Annotated in this window: 20 protein-coding genes; 11 read left to right on the top strand and 9 right to left on the bottom strand. The window is 44.8% G+C overall.

Going from position 1 to position 21,559, the window contains the following annotated elements; genetic code table 11:
• The first annotated feature begins 16 nt into the window (after positions 1 to 16).
• Complete coding sequence (locus tag ACYQ2E_RS02560; protein WP_460016492.1) at positions 17 to 670, top strand: L-fuculose-phosphate aldolase; 654 nt, start codon at positions 17 to 19, stop codon at positions 668 to 670.
• 193 nt (positions 671 to 863) lie between these two features.
• Here the strand turns inward: ACYQ2E_RS02560 and ACYQ2E_RS02565 are convergent, their stop codons facing one another.
• Complete coding sequence (locus ACYQ2E_RS02565; RefSeq protein WP_460016493.1) at positions 864 to 995, bottom strand: hypothetical protein; 132 nt, start codon at positions 993 to 995, stop codon at positions 864 to 866.
• A 212-nt stretch (positions 996 to 1,207) separates the two neighbouring features.
• Between ACYQ2E_RS02565 and ACYQ2E_RS02570 the strand changes: the two genes are divergently transcribed.
• From ACYQ2E_RS02570 to ACYQ2E_RS02595, 6 genes are all read left to right on the top strand, one after another.
• Positions 1,208 to 2,950: an ABC transporter ATP-binding protein gene (locus ACYQ2E_RS02570; protein WP_460016494.1), complete on the top strand. Its 1,743-nt coding sequence runs from the start codon at positions 1,208 to 1,210 to the stop codon at positions 2,948 to 2,950.
• On the top strand, positions 2,947 to 4,761 hold the full coding sequence (locus ACYQ2E_RS02575; RefSeq protein ID WP_460016495.1) for an ABC transporter ATP-binding protein: 1,815 nt from the start codon (positions 2,947 to 2,949) through the stop codon (positions 4,759 to 4,761). Before ACYQ2E_RS02570 ends, ACYQ2E_RS02575 begins: the two co-directional genes overlap by 4 nt.
• Positions 4,762 to 4,812: 51 nt before the next feature.
• Positions 4,813 to 6,066 carry a chloride channel protein gene (locus ACYQ2E_RS02580; protein ID WP_460016496.1) on the top strand — a complete coding sequence of 418 codons (1,254 nt, stop codon included), beginning with the start codon at positions 4,813 to 4,815 and terminating at the stop codon, positions 6,064 to 6,066.
• A gap of 400 nt (positions 6,067 to 6,466) precedes the next feature.
• A complete protein-coding gene (locus tag ACYQ2E_RS02585) occupies positions 6,467 to 6,598 on the top strand; it encodes an aureocin A53 family class IId bacteriocin (protein WP_460016497.1) in 132 nt (43 codons plus the stop codon).
• A 188-nt stretch (positions 6,599 to 6,786) separates the two neighbouring features.
• Positions 6,787 to 7,422, top strand: coding sequence for an ATP-binding cassette domain-containing protein (locus ACYQ2E_RS02590; protein ID WP_460016498.1), 636 nt, complete (start codon positions 6,787 to 6,789; stop codon positions 7,420 to 7,422).
• A gap of 10 nt (positions 7,423 to 7,432) precedes the next feature.
• The gene (locus ACYQ2E_RS02595; RefSeq protein ID WP_460016499.1) at positions 7,433 to 8,575 is read left to right on the top strand and encodes a hypothetical protein; all 1,143 of its coding nucleotides are present in this window, start codon (positions 7,433 to 7,435) and stop codon (positions 8,573 to 8,575) included.
• Positions 8,576 to 8,620: 45 nt separating this feature from the next.
• Here ACYQ2E_RS02595 and ACYQ2E_RS02600 read toward each other — a convergent pair whose 3' ends face one another.
• Positions 8,621 to 9,184, bottom strand: a complete 564-nt coding sequence (locus ACYQ2E_RS02600) for a TetR/AcrR family transcriptional regulator (RefSeq protein WP_460016500.1) — start codon at positions 9,182 to 9,184, stop codon at positions 8,621 to 8,623.
• 682 nt (positions 9,185 to 9,866) lie between these two features.
• On the opposite strand from ACYQ2E_RS02600, the gene ACYQ2E_RS02605 reads away from it, so the two are divergent.
• The 3 genes from ACYQ2E_RS02605 to ACYQ2E_RS02615 all read left to right on the top strand — a co-directional run bounded on the left by ACYQ2E_RS02605 (position 9,867) and on the right by ACYQ2E_RS02615 (position 11,163).
• On the top strand, positions 9,867 to 10,184 hold the full coding sequence (locus ACYQ2E_RS02605) for a bacteriocin immunity protein (RefSeq protein WP_460016501.1): 318 nt from the start codon (positions 9,867 to 9,869) through the stop codon (positions 10,182 to 10,184).
• 35 nt (positions 10,185 to 10,219) lie between these two features.
• Positions 10,220 to 10,645, top strand: coding sequence for a hypothetical protein (locus ACYQ2E_RS02610; RefSeq protein ID WP_460016502.1), 426 nt, complete (start codon positions 10,220 to 10,222; stop codon positions 10,643 to 10,645).
• An 86-nt stretch (positions 10,646 to 10,731) separates the two neighbouring features.
• Positions 10,732 to 11,163, top strand: coding sequence for a hypothetical protein (locus ACYQ2E_RS02615; protein ID WP_460016503.1), 432 nt, complete (start codon positions 10,732 to 10,734; stop codon positions 11,161 to 11,163).
• Between the two features lie 73 nt (positions 11,164 to 11,236).
• Here ACYQ2E_RS02615 and ACYQ2E_RS02620 read toward each other — a convergent pair whose 3' ends face one another.
• The 7 genes from ACYQ2E_RS02620 to ACYQ2E_RS02650 all read right to left on the bottom strand — a co-directional run bounded on the left by ACYQ2E_RS02620 (position 11,237) and on the right by ACYQ2E_RS02650 (position 20,442).
• Entirely contained in the window at positions 11,237 to 12,742 is a 1,506-nt protein-coding gene (locus ACYQ2E_RS02620) for an ABC transporter permease/substrate-binding protein (RefSeq protein WP_460016504.1), read from the bottom strand.
• A complete protein-coding gene (locus tag ACYQ2E_RS02625) occupies positions 12,739 to 13,575 on the bottom strand; it encodes an ABC transporter ATP-binding protein (protein WP_460016505.1) in 837 nt (278 codons plus the stop codon). Before ACYQ2E_RS02625 ends, ACYQ2E_RS02620 begins: the two co-directional genes overlap by 4 nt.
• Positions 13,576 to 13,955: 380 nt before the next feature.
• On the bottom strand, positions 13,956 to 15,569 hold the full coding sequence (locus ACYQ2E_RS02630) for an ABC transporter permease (protein WP_460016506.1): 1,614 nt from the start codon (positions 15,567 to 15,569) through the stop codon (positions 13,956 to 13,958).
• Positions 15,566 to 16,360: an ABC transporter ATP-binding protein gene (locus tag ACYQ2E_RS02635; RefSeq protein WP_460016507.1), complete on the bottom strand. Its 795-nt coding sequence runs from the start codon at positions 16,358 to 16,360 to the stop codon at positions 15,566 to 15,568. The genes ACYQ2E_RS02630 and ACYQ2E_RS02635 overlap by 4 nt, the downstream gene beginning before the upstream one ends.
• 168 nt (positions 16,361 to 16,528) lie before the next feature.
• Positions 16,529 to 18,154, bottom strand: a complete 1,626-nt coding sequence (gene treC / locus ACYQ2E_RS02640) for an alpha,alpha-phosphotrehalase (RefSeq protein WP_460016508.1) — start codon at positions 18,152 to 18,154, stop codon at positions 16,529 to 16,531.
• Between the two features lie 63 nt (positions 18,155 to 18,217).
• Positions 18,218 to 19,897 (bottom strand): PTS transporter subunit EIIC, encoded by a 1,680-nt coding sequence (locus tag ACYQ2E_RS02645; RefSeq protein WP_460016509.1) that lies wholly within the window; start codon positions 19,895 to 19,897, stop codon positions 18,218 to 18,220.
• A 50-nt stretch (positions 19,898 to 19,947) separates the two neighbouring features.
• Positions 19,948 to 20,442 carry a PTS sugar transporter subunit IIA gene (locus tag ACYQ2E_RS02650; RefSeq protein ID WP_460016510.1) on the bottom strand — a complete coding sequence of 165 codons (495 nt, stop codon included), beginning with the start codon at positions 20,440 to 20,442 and terminating at the stop codon, positions 19,948 to 19,950.
• A gap of 137 nt (positions 20,443 to 20,579) precedes the next feature.
• Between ACYQ2E_RS02650 and treR the strand changes: the two genes are divergently transcribed.
• Positions 20,580 to 21,296 carry a trehalose operon repressor gene (treR, locus tag ACYQ2E_RS02655; protein ID WP_460016511.1) on the top strand — a complete coding sequence of 239 codons (717 nt, stop codon included), beginning with the start codon at positions 20,580 to 20,582 and terminating at the stop codon, positions 21,294 to 21,296.
• Positions 21,297 to 21,559: the final 263 nt, after the last annotated feature.

Genomic DNA, 21,559 nt, shown 5'->3' on the forward strand with positions numbered 1-21,559 from the left:
AAATTGAAGGAAGGGTATGTTTACAGAAAAACAGAAAGAACAAATTATAGATTATGGGAACAAGCTGGTTGAGAGCCATCTGACAAGCGGGACCGGAGGAAACATCAGTCTCTACGACCCGCAGACAGCCAGCATGATTATCACTCCGTCCGGGTTTTCATTTACCGAAATGACCACAGACGACCTTGTCACGATTGATTTGGACGGCAACATTTTAGAAAATAAAAACAGCAACAAACCTTCCAGCGAGTGGCAGATGCACGGCATCTTCTACCAGGAGCGCGAAGATATTCAGGCTATCGTGCATGCGCACACTATCTATGCTACCGTGCTCAGCTGTCTCCGCGAGCCGCTGCTGCCGGCGCATTACATGGTGGCCTTGGCTGGCAAAGACGTCAGAGTGGCAGACTATGCGACCTTTGGGACGCGGGAGCTGGCTGAAAAAGCGCTGGCAGCCATGCAAGACCGTCGAGCTGTTTTGCTCGCCAACCATGGCATGATTGCAGGTTCCAGCGATTTGGACAGAACTTTCAACATTGTCGAGGAAATTGAATACTGCTCTAAAATTTACTGCCTCGCGCGAAGCATCGGCAATCCGATTATTCTTTCGGACGAGGAAATGGCGAAGATGGACGTGAAATTCCAGAATTATGGGAAAAATGCGAAGTAAATACTGGCTTTAGCCGGTATTTTTTTCTGAAATTGAGGGGAAAGCTGTTATAATTGACAAAAGAAGTGAAAAACCGGAAAACCGGAAAACGCCTTTCAAAATTTGCACATTTCGACTTTATGTGCTACAATATCTATATAAAAGCAAGGAAAGTGGGTCTTTCCTTGCCGAGTAAGTCTTGGAACACTTGTGGTTAGCGCTTCTTACGAGGCGCTTTTCTTGTACGCCGAGCGACGGCAAGGTCGATAACGAACTTTCCAATCGCCCGCAGCACAATCGCAAATGAGATTGCGGCCACAAGCATTCCGTGTTTTCCTTTCCACATAATAGTGTAAACTCCCTTCGTCTTGGTATTTGTGAAGTTGCACTTTTGTGTTCCAGGTAACAGACCTACAGGCAGCAGAGGTAATTAGGCTCTGTTTGCCATGAATTTAATATATCATATTCAATTTTATAATACAAGTATCATCAAATTCTAATCATATTTTTTGTCACATCCTGATTGGTATTCAATCCCTGAAAGTGTATAATTAAGCTATGATTACTATTGCCAAAAAGTATCTGCAGCCATTTCCTGTGATTTTGGCTGTTTTCTTTTTACTGCTGCAAGTCGTGACGAATCTGCTCTTGCCGAACATTACCTCAGGCATTATCAACAACGGCATTGCTCAGAAAAATCTAGCCTACATCTGGCAGCAGGGCGGTCTGATGCTGATTGTCGCACTGGTTTCCTGGACGGCAGCTGTGTTGAACGTCTATTTCGCCTCCAATCAGTCACAGAGGCTTGGAATGAAGCTGCGGGCGGATTTGTTCCGGAAAATTATCAAGATGGATGAGTCGGTTTTCGAAGATTTCGGCGATGCAACGCTGATTACGCGGACGACCAACGACGTCACGCAGCTCCAAAACGTCACGCAGACAGCGCTGCGCATGATGCTCCAGTCCCCGCTCATGCTGGTGGGCTCAATCTTCATGGCTTGGAACCTCGACCACAACCTGATTCTCGTCTTCGTCGTCGCCTTGCCGCTCCTCGCAGTGACAGCGGTCATCAACATCGGCCTAGTCATGCCGCGCTTCCGCAAAATGCAGGAAAAAGTCGACAAAATCAACCTCATTTTCCAGCAGGGTTTGACAGGCGTGCGCGTGATTCGCGCGTTCAACCGTGACGACTTTGAAGTCGAGAAATTCGACACTGCCAACAAAGACCTGACAAAGACGACACAATTCGTCATGACAACCGTGGCAATGCTCGGGCCGATAATGACCGTGATTCTCTCGGCGACAAACCTGGCCATCGTCTGGTTCGGCGCGCAGCTCATCGGCAAAGGCCTCATGGGCATGGGCAACCTCGTGGCCTTCCTGACCTATGCCACGCAAATCCTGCTCAGCTTCATGCAGCTCACGGCCGTCATGGTCATGGTGCCCCGCGCGCAAGTCTCGGCAGTCCGGGCAAACGAAGTCCTAAACACCAAAGAGCAGATTAAGGATTCGGAAAATGCTGCCAGAATCACAGGTTCAGCCGCGATAAAATTTGACCAAGTAACCTACGTCTTTTCAGAAGCAGAACGCCCCGCCCTGTCCAAAATCAGTTTTAGCGTCGAAAAAGCACAGACCCTGGCCATTATCGGCGGCACAGGCTCAGGCAAAACAACCCTGCTGAACCTGATTGCGCGCCTAATGGACGTAACCTCAGGAGAAATCACCATCGGCGGCACAGACATCCGGCAAATCACACAGCAGGAACTGCATAACAAGATTTCACTCGTCCAGCAGAAAGCAGTTCTATTCAGCGGCACTGTCCGCAGCAATCTGCTCTTTGGAAAAGCCGATGCCACAGATGAAGAAATCTGGACTGCTCTTGAAATTGCCCAGGCCGATGATTTTGTCAAAGAGCAAGGCGGGCTTGACATGACAGTTGAGCAGAACGGCTCCAACTTTTCCGGCGGGCAGCGGCAGCGCTTGGCGATTGCTCGAGCCTTGATAAAAGAGGCAGATTATTACCTGTTTGACGATAGTTTCAGTGCACTGGACTTTGCGACAGATGCAAAGCTGAGGCGAGCGCTGGGCACTAGTTCGCGTCATAAGGATAAAATCAAAGTCATAGTGTCACAGCGGATAGCTACGGTGATGAACGCGGATAAAATCCTTGTTCTGGATAAAGGCGAAGCCGTTGGCCTGGGCAATCATGCAGAATTAGCCAAAACCTGCCAGGCTTACCAGGAAATTATGCGCAGCCAGCTGTCGAAAGCCGATTTGCAGGCGATGGGGGTGGAATTATGATGCGTGGAAATTACCTGAAGCGCGGCGGCGGTGCAGCGTCCAGATTCAGTAATCGCGGTGTGCGGCCGGTTAATTTCTGGCGCACGATGTTCAGACTTTTCGGCTACATGGAGCGCGACAAATGGGGTGTCATCTTCAGCTTGATTATTGCGGCAGTTTCGGTGATTCTGAGCGTTCAGGCGCCTAAGATTCTCGGCTCAGCCACAACGGTGGTGGCGAACGGGATGACGAGCAAGTCAGGCATCAATTTTGACAAGGTGGGGTCAATTCTGCTGACGGTTGGCATTATTTACGGCATCAGCTTTATTTTCGGCGTATTGCAGCAGCAAATCATGACGCGTATTTCACAGCGGACCGTTTATCGTCTGCGCAAGCAATTCAAAGGAAAAATGACGCGGCTGCCTGTCAGCTATTATGATACGCACTCCAACGGCGACATCATGTCCCGCATGATTAACGACATGGACAATATCTCAGGAACTTTGAATCAGACGCTGATTCAGCTGGTGACGAGCGCGCTGCAGTTTATCGGTGTGGTCTACTTTATGCTGACGATTAGCTGGCTGCTGGCGCTGGTGGCCTTTGTGACGGTGCCCCTGGCGATTCTCCTCGTGCGCGTGATTGCGCCGCTGTCGCAGAAATTTTTCTTTGAGCAGCAGAAGAATCTGGGCCTGCTGAATGACCAGATTGAAGAAAACTACGCAGGTCACACGGTCATCAAGACCTTTAATCACCAGGCGCAGGCTCAGAGCGAATTTGACGCCCAAAATGAGAAATTCTACAAATCAGCCTGGAAAGCCCAATTTGTCTCGACCCTCATTTTTCCAACCATGCGTTTTCTGAACAACCTTGACTATCTCGCAATGGCCGTCGTGGGCGGCATCCGCGTTGTGAGCGGTCAAGTCAATATCGGCGATGTCCAGGCCATGCTCCAGTACACCAATCAGTTCAGCCAGCCCATCACCAACATGTCCAATCTAATTAACACCATCCAGGCCACAGCCGCCTCAGCCGAGCGAATTTTCGAAGTCTTTGATGAAGCCGAAATGGTCAATCCGCCAGCCGCTGCTGACATCCAAACCAGCGATATCATCCAGTTTGACAAAGTCGCCTTCAGCTACCAGCCGGACCAGCCGCTCATGACCGACATCTCGCTAAGAGTGGCAGAAGGCCAGATGATTGCCCTCGTGGGACCTACCGGTGCCGGAAAAACCACCATGATTAACCTGCTCGAGCGCTTTTACGACACGACCGGCGGCGGCATATTCTTCTACGGCCATGATACCAAAGGCTTTAGCCGGGAAAAGCTTCGCTCCAAAATGGCCATGGTACTCCAAGAAACCTGGCTCTTCTCAGGGACAATTCGGGAGAATCTCTGCTATGGCAAGGCGAATGCGACAGAAGAAGAAATCCTCCGCGCAAGCAAAATGGCACACGCAGACGAGTTTATCAAAACCCTGCCGCAAGGCTACGACACCCTGCTGAACGAAGAAGCCAGCAACATCTCACAAGGCCAGCGCCAGCTTCTGACCATCGCCCGCGCCTTTCTAGCCGACCCGGAAATCCTGATTCTGGACGAAGCCACCTCATCTGTCGACACCCGCACCGAGAAAATGATTCAAGACGCCATGGCCCGGCTCCTCAAAGGCCGCACCAGCTTCGTCGTTGCCCATCGGCTGAGCACAATCCGCGACGCTGACCAGATTCTCGTCATCAACCACGGAAACATCGTCGAACAGGGCACGCATCAAAGCTTGCTGGCAGCCGGCGGCATGTATGCAGATTTGTATAACTCTCAGTTTGCAGAATGACAGATATTCCCTGAGAGTATGGTATGATAGAGTTTATAAAGCAAACCAGCAATGAAAAAATATCTCACATTGACAATTTCCGTCCTCGTACTGGGAATACTCGCAGGTGCAGGCGCAGGCCTCTTAAGCCTATTTTTAGGTGCAGTTGAGCGCCTTTTTCTGCATTTTGAAGAAACCATGCTCCATCCGTCAGCAGCCGGAACACTCCCCGTGCAGCGCCTGCTTTCAGTGCTGATTGGCGGCTGCATTGCGGCAGTCGTCTGGTATTTCTTGCGGAAAAAAAACCGAATTCCGAAAATCACAGAAGTAATGGCGGGAAAAAAGATGCCCTTCGGTGCCACTGTACTCCATGTTTGTACGCAAATTTTCTTCGTCGGCACAGGAGGCTCAATCGGCCGAGAACTAGCCCCGCGTGAGCTTGGAGCACTCCTTGCCCAGAAATGGGAAACAGTCCTTGTGAAACTGGGCTTGTCCAGCCTATCGGCCGAAGAAAAATCCCTCATGGTCGCAGCCGCCGCAGGAGCAGGCTTTTCAGGCGCTTACATTGCACCGCTCACAGGAATGTTTTTCTGCATTGAAATACTTCACCGGAAAATCAGCTTACAGGCAGTTTCGCTGAGCCTGTCCATGTCAATCATTGCCATGCTCGTCGGTGCCTGGATGAAGGGCAATTCCGCCTATTATCACGTTGGGACTGGAAAATTTTCGTTACTTTTCCTTGTCTTCGTCCTTGTGATGGCGCCGATTTGCGGCTTAGTCGGCGCATATTTCAGAAAATCTTTTCTCTGGGCCGAAAAAAATCAGACCCAAACAAAGCAGATTCTCTGGCAATTACCAGCAGCAGCCTTAGTGACAGGTCTGATTTCACTGACTTTTCCGCAAATCATGGGCAACGGCCGTGCACTTGCTCAGATGGCTCTGGACGCCTCCGCGTCCGCAGGCAGCAAAATGATTTTCATTTTCCTGCTGCTTGCCCTGCTGAAAGGAGTTATGACAGTAGTGACCATCCGCGCAGGGGCTTCAGGCGGAACACTGGCACCGTCAATCGCAATCGGTGCGAGCCTTGGCGCCGTCGCTGCGCTGCTGATTCCCGGAATGCTTGTCTGGCAGGGAACACTCCTTGGCGCTGTCGCCTTGCTTGCTTCCGCTCAGCAAGCGCCTCTGATGGCATTATTTATGATGATTGAAATCAGTCATTTGCCGCTGAACGCAGTTGTTCCTCTGGGGCTCGGCGTGGCGCTGTCTACAGCAATTTCACAGCTTGTACTGAAACGTCAGACGGTGAAAGGGCTAGAGGACGAGTGATTCAACATCTGCTTAGGCGAATGCTGCTGAATAAGAAAGAATTTAAAAGACCAAATTCGTAATTTTGACGAATTTGGTCTTTTTATATGGGAAATTTCTGAAACATTCTCCGAAAAAATACGTATTAAATAGTAAGGCGATGAAAAATAGTGGTTACCTCTATTATAATGGACATTTTTTTTAAAGTGAACAAAAATTTTTGAAACATTTTTCAAAAAAATACGTATTAAATAATAAGGCAGTAAAAATTGATTACCATTTTGGAGTTGTTGCATCAATTAAATTGTGACAATTGCAAAATAGTAAGCAGTCGGCGGTTTACTATTAAAATTCATCCATCAACTCAGACGTACGATGAGAAAACGGAAAAATAAAACACAAAGAGAAAGGAGAAGTAACTATGTGGGCAAGTATTCTTGTTTTTGTTTCAAAATATGGCATCCGTGCTGTCAAATGGGCATGGGACAACAAGTGGAAACTGATTTCACTTGGTGAAGGCGTTTGGGACTTTATTCGCAGTGTTTGGGGATAATTCAGACAAGCTAGATACAGAAACTGTTCTTAGTTTCTGAACTTAAACTTTGGGTAGTGCTATGACGATAGCACTATCTCATAGTTTTTTAATTTTTATTGTTGACATTTACGCTTCTTTCCAGTTATAATACTTTAAGATGTATGTAAAACCAATAGTAGAATTTTTAAATAATAGGAGATTCATTGATGAATATCAAGAACATAAAGCACGAATATCCAAACTTTACATTGAGCATTAATGATTTATCAGTTGGTGAAAATAAAATTATCGGCCTGGTAGGAGAAAACGGTTCAGGGAAAACAACCTTAATGGACCTGCTATCCGGATTTTTAAAGGCAAATCGCTCTTTTGAGGTTTTAGACTATCAAATGGACGAAATACTATTTATTCCATCTGATTTGGGAACATATGAATACTTGACAGTCGGTGAATTTTGTACACTTGTGCTAAAAAGTGCACAACATCCAAAGGAACTTGCCGAATTATTGAATCAGCTGAAATTAGCAGATAAAAAAGACACATTAATCAGTGATTTGTCGCAAGGAATGAAAAAGAAACTGTCTCTGATTAACTTGTTCACAGAGAATTACAAATTTTTGATTTTAGATGAACCCTTTAACAGTATTGATATGAGTTATGTCTATGACCTGAAAAAGGAAATAAAGAAAATTTCTGAACGAGCAACAGTGCTGATTTCGTCTCATATTTTGGACACTTTAAATGATTTGTGCGATGAGTTTATTTATCTGAAAGACGGAGCTGTGCTCAAACAGTTTGAAAATAATGACAAGAATGTATTGGAGCGTGAAATATTTGAATAAAGCATTTGAAATGGACATTGTGCTGTTAAGAAAACGTTTTTCAATTTACGGATTTTTTAATATTGCTTCATTATTTTTTATTATTGGAGCTTTTCTCGTTGGCTTAAAAGCAGCATTGGTGATTATCGGCCATCCTTTGCAGACATATATGCTAATGCTGATGGCTATCCTTTTATCTTCTCTGCCGGATGTTTCCTATTTATCTATGAGCTCATCACACAAAAAAATGATGACATATTTTAAAGATATTCCTTTAACAGATGTGCAGAGTTATTATTTATACCGAAAATTTGCATTATTATTGTCAATTGCCTGTTATATTTTCTTTCCAATAACTGAAGGTGCGGTTCTTTATTCCTTACTCATGTTGACTGTTCTTGGATTTTATACAATGATAACGACATCGGCAGAGAGAATTTTTAAATTAAATAAGGCAAGAAATGTCAAATATGTTTTAAAGTATGGCTATGCAATCGGCTGTATTGCATTTTTTCGAGGAATGATTCCAGATTTTTCAGAGACTGTACAGCGGCTGCCGCTTTATTCCCTAGTTGCAGTCATCCTGCTTCAATACGGGATGACCTACTTTAATATTCGGAAGATTTATGAAAAAGAGAGCACAAAAACTTACACTAAGGCTCGATACCGATACTTTAAAGATATAAATCTGCTCTATATATTCAGGACAGAATTGCTGTTCAATCTGATTATTGTTTTCTTACTCTCCATGCTGGCTTTCAAGAATCAAGTCATTGACATATCTGTTTTCTCATTTTCAATTTTAACAAGTCTCGTGATGATTTATTACGAGCTATTAAAAAATGAAGCCGGAAAAATACAAATCTTCTACAAGGCAAATCATTTGAAGAAAATAAGAATGGATAAATTTGTATTCATCAGCAAGTTTTCTATTATTTATCTCATCTTTATGTTGGCTTTAGGCTGGTATCACCACAATATTTTAGAATATTTAAGCAGATATCTTGTGGCCTATTCAGCATTTGCAGCTTCTGCATTATTCGTCAAAATCAATATTGAGCGAAAAATACAGCGCGTGATGATTTCAGCAAAAGACATGCTGAAAATAATTGCAGTCAGCCTGATTCTAGTTATAACAGGGAACTGGCTCCTTTCCACCTATGTCTTTATTTAGAGCTCCGAAAATTTTACTGAGAATCACTAGAAATATCTGGCGTTTTCAGCTCAGCCAGTCATAAGTTGAAACAGAAAGAAGCGTGACAAACTCTTCTTTAAAAAGCGTCGGCTGCAGCGGATTGTCCTCCACTAACCAGCAAGCAATCAGAGTCATCACCTGCCCCACAATGAGGCGACTCAAAAATTTATAAGAAACCTCGACGACCTTTCCAGATTTACGAAGATAAGCCTCAATCATCGGAGCATATTGTTTTTCCAGGAAAAGAGACCAACGGCGGTCCAAATTCGTGCGGTACAGTACCCTTAACTCCGCCCTTCTTTCGTATAAAATCGGCAAAACCTCATCTGCAAAATAATCAACAAGATCATGACGATTGGCCTCGAAAAACTCTTCCATCTTTTCCATACATTGGCTATCTATGAGAATATGGATTTTTTGAATCATTTCCTCAATACTGTCAAAATGTTTGGCATAAATATTCTGTCTTGTGATGCCCGCTCTGTCAGCAATCATCTGCATAGTGATTTTCTGAGGGTCCGCTACCTCCTGAGCCAGCAGAAAGAATGCCTCAATAATCATTTTCTGTTTCTCACTGAGTTCAACCATTTCGCTCTTCTCCAATCTTTTTGTAATTATTTTAACTTATTATAATTATATCCTAAAAGCAGACAAAAGTAACTAATAGGAGATTCATAAAACGCAGTTTAAATGATTTTGTCTAAAAAATTTTGACGGCAATAACTTAAATTTTCTAAAAACATGACGTGGTGTCATGTGAAAGATGGCTCGAAATCTTTGTAAATCCTGATATTACAACTAAGTCACATTAGAAAACAGACAAATTGCGTGACAACGTGTAATGATTTTTGTCTTGAAAGGACATTTTATGAGTGATACAATGAATTTTAATGGAGCCCAAATCTAGTTAGAAATTAATCAGGTGAAAGACCGAATTTAACGCTATATAGCACTCTTGACACTCTTAATTGAAGAACTTTCTTTTAGAAAGAAGTCAGAAATGACAATAACTTTGATGTGTTGGATGTTTATCCAACTTTGAGTATGAAGAGCTGAAAAATGTGAGTGGTGGACGGGTAGAATACATCTATGGTTACCTTTACCATAATACTTCGAAGTAACAAAGGCCCCCGTTTCTGCAATCGCTAATACGATTGCAAATAGCTGGGCAGATGCTTTAGGCGGCGAGTGGAAATAAAACTATTTACTATGATTATTCACTTGCCGATTTTTAATCAGCAGGTGAATATTTTTTATGAGAGGTCACAACATGGTTGATAAATCGAAAAAGAATAAAAAAGTGTCAATAGATTTGGTCTTGTTGCAGGAAATTTGTGAAGTATTGCAAAGTACTGAAATAACTAAAGAAGAAAGAAAAATCTTTGAAACAGCAAGGCAAAGACTCACTAAGAAAGAATATTATCTGAAAGTTGCAGTAGATTTACGGGGGGAACTAACACCAATTGTGGTAAAACAAGAATCATCCAAAAAAGTTTCCGAATTTTATTCAAAGCTTACAAGTCCTGATTATACCAGCAAAGGCCTGGGAGGTCTGGTTGCATTTAGTGCTCCAGGAATAGGCTGGTGAGAAAACCGGTTATTTTATGTTGAAGGAATTATCGAATGTTTAAAAAAACAAAAAATGCACAAAAATTTCTTGTTGAGACAGAGGTTGGCAAAGAGTTTGCAGTTAATTATTCTTCGCAGCTGTTTAAAACTCCCAACACATCTAAGGGAAAAGTTTACAAGTTTTCAGACTTAATCACATATACTATCTATGCTTCCGGAAGCAAGACAAACCTGCTAGAAATTGAAAAAAGGCTGAAAGCGCGTGAAGATTATCTGGCTTACGAATCTTTTACTTCTCTATGGATTGAAGTTTTGGTTCGTTCAGAGGACAAAACAGAGGAAAATGTACAGAAAATAATCTTTTACACTTCTCCAATTTACGCAGGCGAACCGCAGCGCCGCAAGTATGTAAAAGAAGCCTGCAGAATTTCTGAAATACTTGAAAAAATACTAAGCGAACAGAAAAATAGCAGCCAATGAGGAAAAGGCTGAATGAAAAGTCGAATTCTGATGAATTTCCTATACTATTCGGCTTATAATTTTATACAGACAGGAGGAATCAAACGATGAGCAAAGGAAATTTCTTAGATATTATTTTATCAACAGGCTTTGTTGTAGCCTGCGCATATGCTCTTTATGCTCTGAGCGGCATAAATCCGACGCGAGTTGTTTCGGCTTTATGGCTGATATTTCTCGTAATTGATGTCATTGTTGCCGTGGCTTCAAATCAAGCAATGAAGGGAAAAAAGAAGTATAAGCTGACGAAAGGTGATATTTGGCGCTTTGCAATATTGCTGCTTCTGGCGCTGTTAGTAATCTCTCTCCTATTCGGCGGCATTAATTTGCTGTTTTCCTTTCAATATTCTGCTGATGAAGTTCAAAGACAACTCTTGCTTGACATCACGATGTTTACCTTCACTATACTGCTTGTTTCAACGCTGGCACGCGCGGGAGTAAAACTCAATACCGCTTTTCTGCACCGCTTGCATCAGAAATAATTATCTGCAAACGAATAAATAATTAAACCGAGCGCCCTTTGTTTCTCAAATCAAACACTCGGATTTTTCAGCATTACTTCAACAACCCCTGCGACTTCAAGTAAGCTCGAGCCACAGAAGCCGCGTCTTTCTGCTCCACAGCAACTTGATAGTTCATTTCAATCATCTTTTCATCCGTAATTTTTCCAGACAACTTGTTCAAAATACCCCGTAATTCCGGGTATTTTTTGAGTAAAGCAGGTTTCATGAGCGGCGCAGCCTGATAAGGCGGAAAAAGATGCTTATCATCTTTCAGGACAGTCAGTCCATATTGCTGAATCTGACTATCGGTCGAAGAAATCTGAGCAAGATTGACAGCGCCAGAATTCAGCGCATTATAAATGAGCGAAGTCTGCATCGTACTAACCGTGAAATTCAGCCCGTAGAGGCTCTGCAGTCCCCTATAGCCGTCGCTGCGGCTGGCAAATTCCAAATCAAATCCCGCCTTGACGTCAGGCACATTTGCAAGGTCGGAAATATTTTTGAGCCGATTCGTTTGAGCAAAATCCGACTTGACAGCAAGCGCATAAGTGTCCTGAAACTTCATAGGCGAGAGGTAGGTCAAGTTTTCCTGTTCGGCAATAGCAGTGCGCGCGGCCTTCCAAACAGTCTTTGGATTAGTTGACCGAGTCGGATTTTTCTTCAAAAAAGTCGTCAGAATGGTGCCCGAATATTCCGGGTAAACGTCGATTTTATCAGCTTTCAGTGCGTTATAGCAAAAAGTCGTGTCGCCAAAATTCACTTTGAGATTGACTTTGACATCACTATCAGCTTCAATCAGCTCTTTGTACATATTGATAAGAATTGTCGGCTCAGCTCCCAGCTTTCCGCCAATCGTAATACTCTTCGACGATTCCCCAGGTCGGTAAAAACTCCCCAGCAGAATCAGCAAGCCGATGAAAAAACTGATTAAAATCGTGCGAATACGCGCTTTTTCCAGGCGCCGCAGCACAAAGCTGAAAATAACAGCCAGCACAGCACTCGAAATCGCACCAATAAGAATCAGACTCACATCATTCTGATTAATCCCCAGCAGAATGAAATTTCCCAGTCCGCCAGCCCCAATCAGCGCAGCCAAAGTCGCCGTCCCGATAATCATCACTGTCGCCGTACGAATACCCGCCATAATAAAAGGCATTGCCAGCACCAGTTCATACTTCATCAGACGCTCGCGTCGATTCATACCGAAAGCCGTCGCAGCCTCCGTCAGACTCGGGTCAATCTGCTGCAGGCCAGTATAAGTCGTCTGTAGAATCGGAAAAACCGCATAAACAACCAAAGCAATCACCGCAGGCACAGAGCCGATTCCCACAACCGGAATCAGCAGCCCCAGCAGCGCCAAAGACGGAATCGTCTGAAAAATACCAGTGACTTGCAGCACCAATTCTGCCACTTTAGCAAAGCGGCGCAGCAGCAGAGCCAGCGGTACAGCAATCAGAACCGCGATGAACAGCGAAATGAGCGAGATTTGAACATGTTCAAGCAAAGCCTGCCAGAACTGGGAATGCTGAGCCTGCCAGACCGAAATCAGATTATTCATGACATTTCCTCCCGAACAGACTCCAAGCGCCTCACCGCCTCGTCCAGCGGCAAATCCTCAGATAAATTCAAGCGCGTCAAGTCAGAAAGCTTAAACTCTGACAAATCTTGCTGATAATTCCGGAAGAAGTCAGCCACATAGGAATTTGCAGGATGCGACAGGATTTCCGAAGAGCTGCCGACCTGCATCAGCCGTCCATCGTGGATAATTGCGATGCGGTCCGCCAGGGCCATCGCCTCAGTCATGTCATGCGTCACAAAAACAGTCGTGATTTTCAGCTCATTCTGTAGTTTCTTCAACAGCAGCTGCAGCTGTTTGCGGGAAATCGGGTCTAGAGCGCTAAAAGGCTCGTCCATCAAAATGATTTTCGGATTCGCCGCAATCGCCCGCAAAATCCCGATACGCTGCGCTTCACCGCCAGAAAGTTCAGACGGCAGCCGATTCATATAAGTCGCCGCGTCCAGCCCGACCAGCGGCAGCAGCTCTTCAGCGCGAGCCTTAATTTTCGCCTTATCCCAGCCCTTCATTGAAGGAATCAGCCCGACATTTTCCAGAACAGTCATATTCGGAAAAAGCGCAATCTGCTGCAGCACATAGCCGATTTGCAGACGCAGCTCGCGCAGATTCATCTGTGTAATAGGCTCGTCGTCAATGAAAATCTGGCCGGAAGTAGGCTCAATCAGCCGATTCAGCATTTTCAGCAGCGTTGTCTTACCGCCGCCCGAAGGGCCGACCAGAACGAAAAATTCACGTGAGCGTATTTTCAGAGAAATATTATCCAGCACAGGCCGGTCAATGTAGGTCTTTGAGATATTTTTCAGCTCAATAGTCATGATTTATTATAACACTATATAATATACATATAGGTGTTTATGAAAACATGAAAATGAGACTTTTTTTGCATATATGCTTAGACCTGATTGATGAGTTTCCTTTACTTTAACCAGAAGAAGACCGAAATTATAAAAATCAGAATCAAGCATATATGCTGATTTTTCAGAAAATAAATCTTTGCTATCTCGTCAAAAATCCAGTATGATAGTTTCATTAGCAAGAAAGGAGAAAATATGAAAAAAGCAACTTTCCTTAAACGAGTTACACCGCTGGCTGCCCTTGCATTTGTGGTATTGAGCCACGTCATCGGACGATTGTAACCAAAAAGTGACCGCTATTTTGCGGTCATTTTTGACAAGATAGAACATTTGTCACTCTTTCAATGAATCTGCTCACTTCTCCAGAAAACCTTCCGGTAATGCCAATGGACGAATAAGAAGATGACGAGTGTAATTGCAATCAGGACAATATTGACAAGCAGAGGAAGAGGCAGGTAAATCAGCAGGAAAGCAGATATTCCCACAATAAAGAATCCGCCGATGAAGCCGCCGAAAAGAATAGCGACATTCATCCAATTCCCGCCACCGCGTGAATAGAGCTGGGAAATATTTGTCCAGGTCGGGTTGAGCAGCCGGAAATCCCGATAATAGAAGTATTGCGAGTAAACATACTGAACAACCAGATTTCCCGAAAACAGCGCCAGAAACAACAAGGGTGGAATATGCAGGAGCAAGGAAACAATGATTAGAGCAAGTGTGTTTAAGATGAGCTGAAGACCGACTGCAAAGTGAAATTTAGCCCGGAGATAAAACTCCAGACTCATCGGCAGACTTCTGATGTAAGGAAAATCTTCGCGGTCGAGCGAAATAATCAAAGCACAAATAGAAGCAACATTGGTGGTGAGGATTGCAAAGAACCCGCCAGCTAAGAAGAAGGTCGCAAAGAAGTGGGCTGGGAGCTGTGAAAGTCCCAAATCACCTGTCATACTTGCGCCTAATATCATGGCAAAGGGCATGATGTAGCCGCTTGACAGCATTTGCATCCACAATGTCGGATTTTTGATTAAGCCGAAGTTATAGCGGAGCAGCTGACGGGATAAACTCGCAGAACCTTTGCTTGTCCGTTTCTTTGTTTTCTTTTTAGTCTTAACAGGGCTTTCAGAAAGCTGCAGCTCGAACATTTTCGGAATGGTATTCTTTTGGAGGACAAGGTAAAGAAGGGCGAGAACGATGAGGCTCAACGCCCAAAACAGCAGACTGCCGAGTGAGATTGGATGAACCAGAGCATCGAAAGCCGGCATGAAAATGAGAATGACATGGCGGTCAGGAAATTTTCCGGCCGCTAGCAAAGCGTCTGTTCTAGAATTGTTCTGTGAAATCAGATAGAAGTAAGCGCCCATAGAACCTGCGATAGGAAGAATCAGCAGGATGGTATTGGCAGTTTTCTTGAAACGCTGAAAGAATTTTGTTTGTACAAGCAGAGAAATCAGCCATGTACAGAGCGCCATTAACAAAACAACAAATACAAGGAAGATGAGAATGGCCAGTATGATACCGATGATTCCGCTTCCGCGCAGTCCAGCCATCAAGAATAAGGATAAAAGCGGGAGTGCGTAAGGAAAAACAGTGAAGGCAACCGTCAGAAATTTTGCGAAGAAAATGCTGCTATTGGCGATAGGCAGCGGCAGCAGGTCTTTCAGGTCTTTGCTTTCATACATGACATTGTGAAGCGAGCCGAAAGCCTGTGAAGCTGCGAAAATGAGGTAGAGCAAGCAGTAAAGCCCGAAATAGCCGGGATATTTCGGAAAGTCAATCGTCAGCATCATGAGTGTAAAGACGACCAGAAAAATGACACCTGACAGGGTAGATTGAAGCAGTAGACTATTTGTCAATTTCCTGCCGCTTTTTCCTCTCTTGCGGCTCTGATTGGTGGCCTGGGGATTGGCATAGCGCAGATTGATGTCAAAGAGTGTTTTTATCTGTCGAATGTTCATTCTTGCGCGCCTTTCTTGGGGGCTTCTGAGCTGATGGAGTTTTCCGGGCTTTCCGTGTTCTGGTCTGTTTCGCTTTGACGGCCTGCCATTCGTAAGTAAACCGCTTCTAGAGAATCGTCGCCGGCTTGTTCTAGCAGTGCATCAACGGTGCCGGTGTAAATCAGCTCGCCGGCTTTCAAAATTGCTAACTGGTCGCAGAGCTGCTGGGCGACTTCGAGCGCGTGAGTGGAGAAAATAACGGTTTTGCCTTGTGCTGCGTGGGCGCGCATGAGTTCTTTCAGGTCGAAAGCGGCTTGGGGGTCAAGGCCCTGCAATGGCTCGTCTAGAATCCATATGTCGGGGTTGCTGAGCAGTGCACCGATGACGATGACTTTCTGCCGCATGCCGTGGGAGAAGCCCTCAATGGTTTCGTCGCCTTTGTCGGAAATGTCGAAGAGCTGCGTCAGGCGCGTGAGCTGTTCGTTTTTCTGTGCTTCTGTCAGGCTGAAGGCTGAGGCAATCAGCTCCCAGTATTCATTGGCGGTCAGCTGGAGAAAGAGATCAGGCGTGTCAGGCACGTAGCCGATGCGCTGCTTTATCGCTTGACGGTTGTCCTTGAGCTCAACTCCGTCGAATTTGATGGAACCGCTGGTGGGCTCGATGATGCTGGTCAGACATTTGATGGTTGTTGATTTTCCAGCGCCATTGTGACCGAGGAAGCCGAAAATCTGCCCTGAGGGGATGGTCAGTGTGAGGCCTTTCAGTGCGGTGACTTTATCGTAGGTTTTTATTAAATTTGTCAATTCAATCATGAGGAAATTCCCTTATCTTTGTATTAGAAATGCTAAATAATTATATAAATATAGTATCATGTTTCAACTTAAAATGCTGATTCCGTATGGATTTCACTGAGTGTTTGTAGACATATTACACCGGATGTTCAAAAAAACGAGACATTTCTATCTCGTTTAAAATCATTTTTACTTCAAAAGCAAAGCAACTGTCTGATAGGGCTGTAAAAGTCCAGAGATAAAGTGCTTGTAGTTGTTGATAAGAATGTTTGCCGTTTCAAATTCCTGCGGCAAATCAAAATTCACAGGCTCATTTTTAAAGTTATTTAATACCAGCAGTTTTTCGTTTTCGAATGTCCGGATGAAGGCATAGATGCTGTCTGAGTCTTTCAATGCGGCGCTGTAGCTGCCTGCGGAGATGATTTTTTCAGACTTGCGCAGCTGAATCAGTTTTTTGTAGAAGTTGAAAATTTCACCATCTTTCGCGGCATCTGCTGCGACGTTAATTTCAGGATGGTTACCGACAGCCATCCATGGTGTGCCAGTGGTGAAGCCGGCATTTTCACTGCTGTCCCATTGTATAGGTGAGCGCGAATTGTCGCGGGCCTTGTCTTGCAGAATCTCGAGCGCTTCTTCAGCTGTTTTTCCATTATTCAACAACATTTTATAGGCATTTCGTGCCTCAATGTCTTCAAACTCATCAACTGACTGGTAGTCGGGATTGACCATGCCAATCTCTTCGCCCATATAAATGAAAGGAGTACCGCGACTTAAGTGAACGCTGGCAGCCAGCATTTCTGCACCTTTTATGCGGAATTGTTCAGTTTTAGTATCCACAAAGCGGCTCAGTGCACGCGGCTGGTCGTGGTTCGACCAGAATAGCGCATTCCAGCCGTCACCAACTGACATTTGCTCACCCCAGGTGTGCAGAATATCACGCAGCTTGCTGAAATCAAATTTCATTTTTGTCCATTTGCTGCCGTTTTCATAGTCCACTTTGAGATGGTGGAAATTGAAAACCATTGACAATTCATGCCGGTCAGGGCGAGTATAAAGGACGCTGTTTTCAATTGAAGTAGAGCTCATCTCGCCAACTGTGACGCTATTGTCTCCGTCTTGACCAAAAGTCGCCTGGTTAAGCATTTGAAGATAGTCGTGCACAATCGGCTTGTCAGTATATTCAGCTTTTCCTTCGTCCACCGGATTGTCATGCAGCACCAGCTCTTTGCCGATGACATTGATGACGTCAAAGCGGAAGCCGGTGATGCCTTTAGAGCGCCAGAAATTCACAACCCCAAAGAGTTCACGCCGTACATTTTCATTTCGCCAGTTCAAATCAGCCTGTGAAATATCGTAAAGATGCAGATAATATTTTCCGGTGTCGCCAAACGGTGCCCAGGCTGAACCGCCGAACTTTGAAATCCAGTCCGTTGGCTCGTCGCGCAGAATAAAGAAATCCTGATAGTATTTATCGCCTGCGAGCGCCTTCTGAAACCATTCATGCTCTGTGGAAACATGATTCAGCACCATATCCAGCATGAATTCAATGCCGTATTTCCGGCCTTCAGCAATCATAGCATCAAAATCGTCAAAAGTGCCGAACAGCGGGTCGATAGCCGTATAGTCAGAAATATCATAGCCGTTATCACGCTGCGGGCTGGGATAGAAAGGATTTAGCCAGACCATATCCACACCCAAGTCAGCCAGATAAGGAATTTTCCGCGTGATTCCGGGCAAATCCCCAATTCCGTCCCCGTCCGTGTCCAGAAAGGACTTTGGATAAATTTGATAGATAACTTTATCGTTAAATGTCATACTTTTTTGCTTTCTCTTTTATTGCTAGAACGCGTTCTTCTTTGAAGAAGAAACGCTTGCCAGTTACTTTGATACAGCCGCTTTAAACACGTTTTTCTTTTCGACGCCATTCCCCATGACATCACTGTCTTTATAGCTGAAGAACCAGACGAGCGCTACAGTAACGATTACGCAGACTGCTGTTGCAATCCAGAAAATCAAGAAATTATTCGGATTTTCCGCCACGTGCGTGATAGGATTTTTTGTCGCTGAGAAATTAGGGAAACCGACAAGCGAGCCAGAGAAGCCATACATGTGCAAGTCAAGCAGTCCGCCGATTCCAGCACCAACTGCAGAGCCAATCGAGCTCATGATGAAGACGCGGGTGTATTTCAGATTGACACCGTACATGGCAGGCTCTGTCACACCGCAAAATGCAGAAACAGCTGCAGGAAGCGCCAAGCCCTTGAGTGCTGTCTGGCGCGTCTTGAAGAAGACGGCTAAAGTTCCGGCGCCCTGAGCCAGCATGGTAAAGCTGAGAATCATATTAAGTGTAGATTCGCCAGTTTCAGCTATCTGTTGTGAAATGAGCGGGATAATGAGCCAATGAAGCCCGAAAATAACCAGCACCTGATAGAATCCGCCGACGATAATTCCTGCAATCGTGAGATTCAGTGACAGCAGCCAGTCAACCACCTGCAGCAGACCAGAAGAAATTGTTGAAATAACAGGACCGACAAACAGAATAACCAATGATGTCACTACAAAGAAAGTAATCAGCGGCTGGAAAATCGGACGCAGTGCCAGAGGCAGCACCTTCTTAAGCCACTTTCCAATCGGAACAGCAATCGCAGCCGCCACAATGACAGGGAAAATTGAGTAAGCATAGTTCGGCAAGTCAACAGGAATACCAAAGTAGCTTGTATTGAACGTTACACCAAGGAATTTAGCAACACTTCCGGCAGTGATTGTCCAGCTTTGAATCGCACCGTGGGCATCGTAGTTCGCCGTAGCGGATGCGCCGTTTGCTGTCACGCCGGACGAAGCAATCGCCTGTGCTGCAGTCTTAATCGTCTTGCTTGCCGCCACAATCGTCGGATGGTCAAGACTCACAATATTGCGAATCGCAGGCGCAATCATGACGCCGCCGATTGCCGCAACAACAAGAGGGTCCGAGCCCAGCTGTTTAGCGGCAGAGTAACCAACCAGAACCGGCAGGAAGTAAAACGGCGCCATTGCCATTGTCGAGATGATAATATAAGTCGAATCCGTCGGGCTAATCATCTCAAAGATATGGTTCCCTTTGACGAACATGTTCAAAATTCCGTTAATCATACCGCCCGCGGCCAGCAGACCAATGATTGGAATCATGGAGCCGGTAATTGTGCCGATAACAATCTGGAAAACACGCACGAATGGGTTCTTACTGCCGCCTTTAGGCTTGTCCGAGCTTTCGGCCGCATCGCTCGCGGAAGCAGCTGCTCCGGCAGCGACACGGCCACCGAGCTGTTTGACGACCTCGTTGTAAACATCTTCGACGGCTTGACCAATTACAACTTGATATTGGTTTAAATTTTCATTGTAAAGTGCTGTGACTGCAGGGACATCCTTTGCTGTCAGCTTCATCAGCGCCTCTGCGTCCGCCTTGTCTTTGTCAACTAAGGTAAAACGCAGGCGTGTGATACAGTGAATAACTTTTGTGATGTTCTCGGCACCACCAACGCCGGCAATAATGTCTTTTGCCAGCTGTGAATAATTTGTCATAATGATTCCTCTTTATTTCTAAAATAACTACTTTTGTGAAACTGAAAGTTTTATTTTGCTGCGGCTTCGCCAACGACGTCTCCGGCTGAGACCTGACCTGTCTTGGCGGTCAAATTCAGTTCGGCTAGTTTATTGGCTGTGTTTGTGATTAAAATCAGAGTTGTCTTCGGCAGGCCTGCTGCTTCAACCTGTGTCCAATCCGCAGTGCCAAGCGCATCGCCAGCCTCCACGATATCACCGACGGAAACTTTTAGCTTAAATGGTGCAGCTTCTAAGCCGACGGTGTCAATGCCCAAGTGAAGCAGTACTTCAAGGCCGTCAGCTCTTTTGAAACCAAGTGCATGTTTTTGCTTCGCAATGATTTCGCCTGTGACTGGGCTGACAATTTTACTATCTGCGGGTTCAACAGCATATCCGTCGCCCATGATTTTTTGGGCGAAGACGGGGTCAGAGACTTCCTCCAGCGGAATCATCCGACCGGAAACTGGTGCGTAAAGCTTGGCATCAAGTTTGAGCTCTTTTTTCTTTTTACCCAAATTAAACAAAATATCCTCCTTAAATATATGAAGAACAGCACAGAAATAAAGCTGTTCTTTGCAACTTGTACGTACAAGTATATTCTAACAAATGAAACTCTCTTTTGCAAGCGATTCCTATGAATTTTTGTTAAAATGTAAATAGCATGAAAAAATATGAACAAATTGCGAATGACCTTGAAAACAAAATTTATAATGATATTTATAAAGAAAATGACTGTCTGCCCAGTGAGAATCAGCTCTCAGAGAGTTACGGCGCAAGCCGTGCGACGGTGCGTCAGGCGCTGAAAGTGCTGGAGGAAAATGGGCTGATTTACCGCAGACACGGCTATGGCAGTATTGTGATTGCGCATGATAAGCTGCTTTTCCCGATTTCCGGCCTGACTTCTTTTAAAGAATTGCAGACTTCGCTCGGATTTGACAGTAAGACAGAAGTTGTACAATTTGAAAAAACCAAAGTGGACGAAAAATTGGCCGAATTAACCATTTTTCCTCTTCATACACCGATTTATCATATCTTACGCCGCCGGAAAATTGACGGAAAGTTTGCGATTCTTGACCGCGATATTTTGCGGGCAGACCTTTGTGGTACGCTCACCGTGGCAATTGCTGAGGATTCGATTTATAAATACCTGGAAGAGACGCTAAAGCTGGATATTGCTTATGCTCAGAAAGAAATTACAATTGATTTTGTCAGCGGGGAAGATCGTAAGCTCCTGGACCTCGGGCCGCAGGACCGGCATATTGTGTCGGTTAAGAGTCACGTTTATCTGGCGGATAATACGGCTTTTCAGTATACAGAAAGTCGTCATCAGGTTGATAAATTCCGCTTTACCGAAGTGGCCCGGAGACAAAAACGCTGATTTGGCAAATGCTTTCTCCTGTTGACAGCATAACTTTTCAAGTGCTAATAGAAGTAGAGAATTTCAGAAATGGAGTTCTCTTTTTGTTGGTAATATGAGTGTATTTTTATCACTTTAGTATTTTATTCACTTTATATTGTCATATTTTTGTGAAATTGTGAGCTGATTATTAGCAATTTCTGTGTAAAAATAGTAAACTTTATTTGTAAACGGTTGCTGTAATCGTTTGCAGAAATGGAGGAGAATATGACTGAAAATTCAGC

This window comes from Lactovum odontotermitis (genome assembly GCF_054658595.1).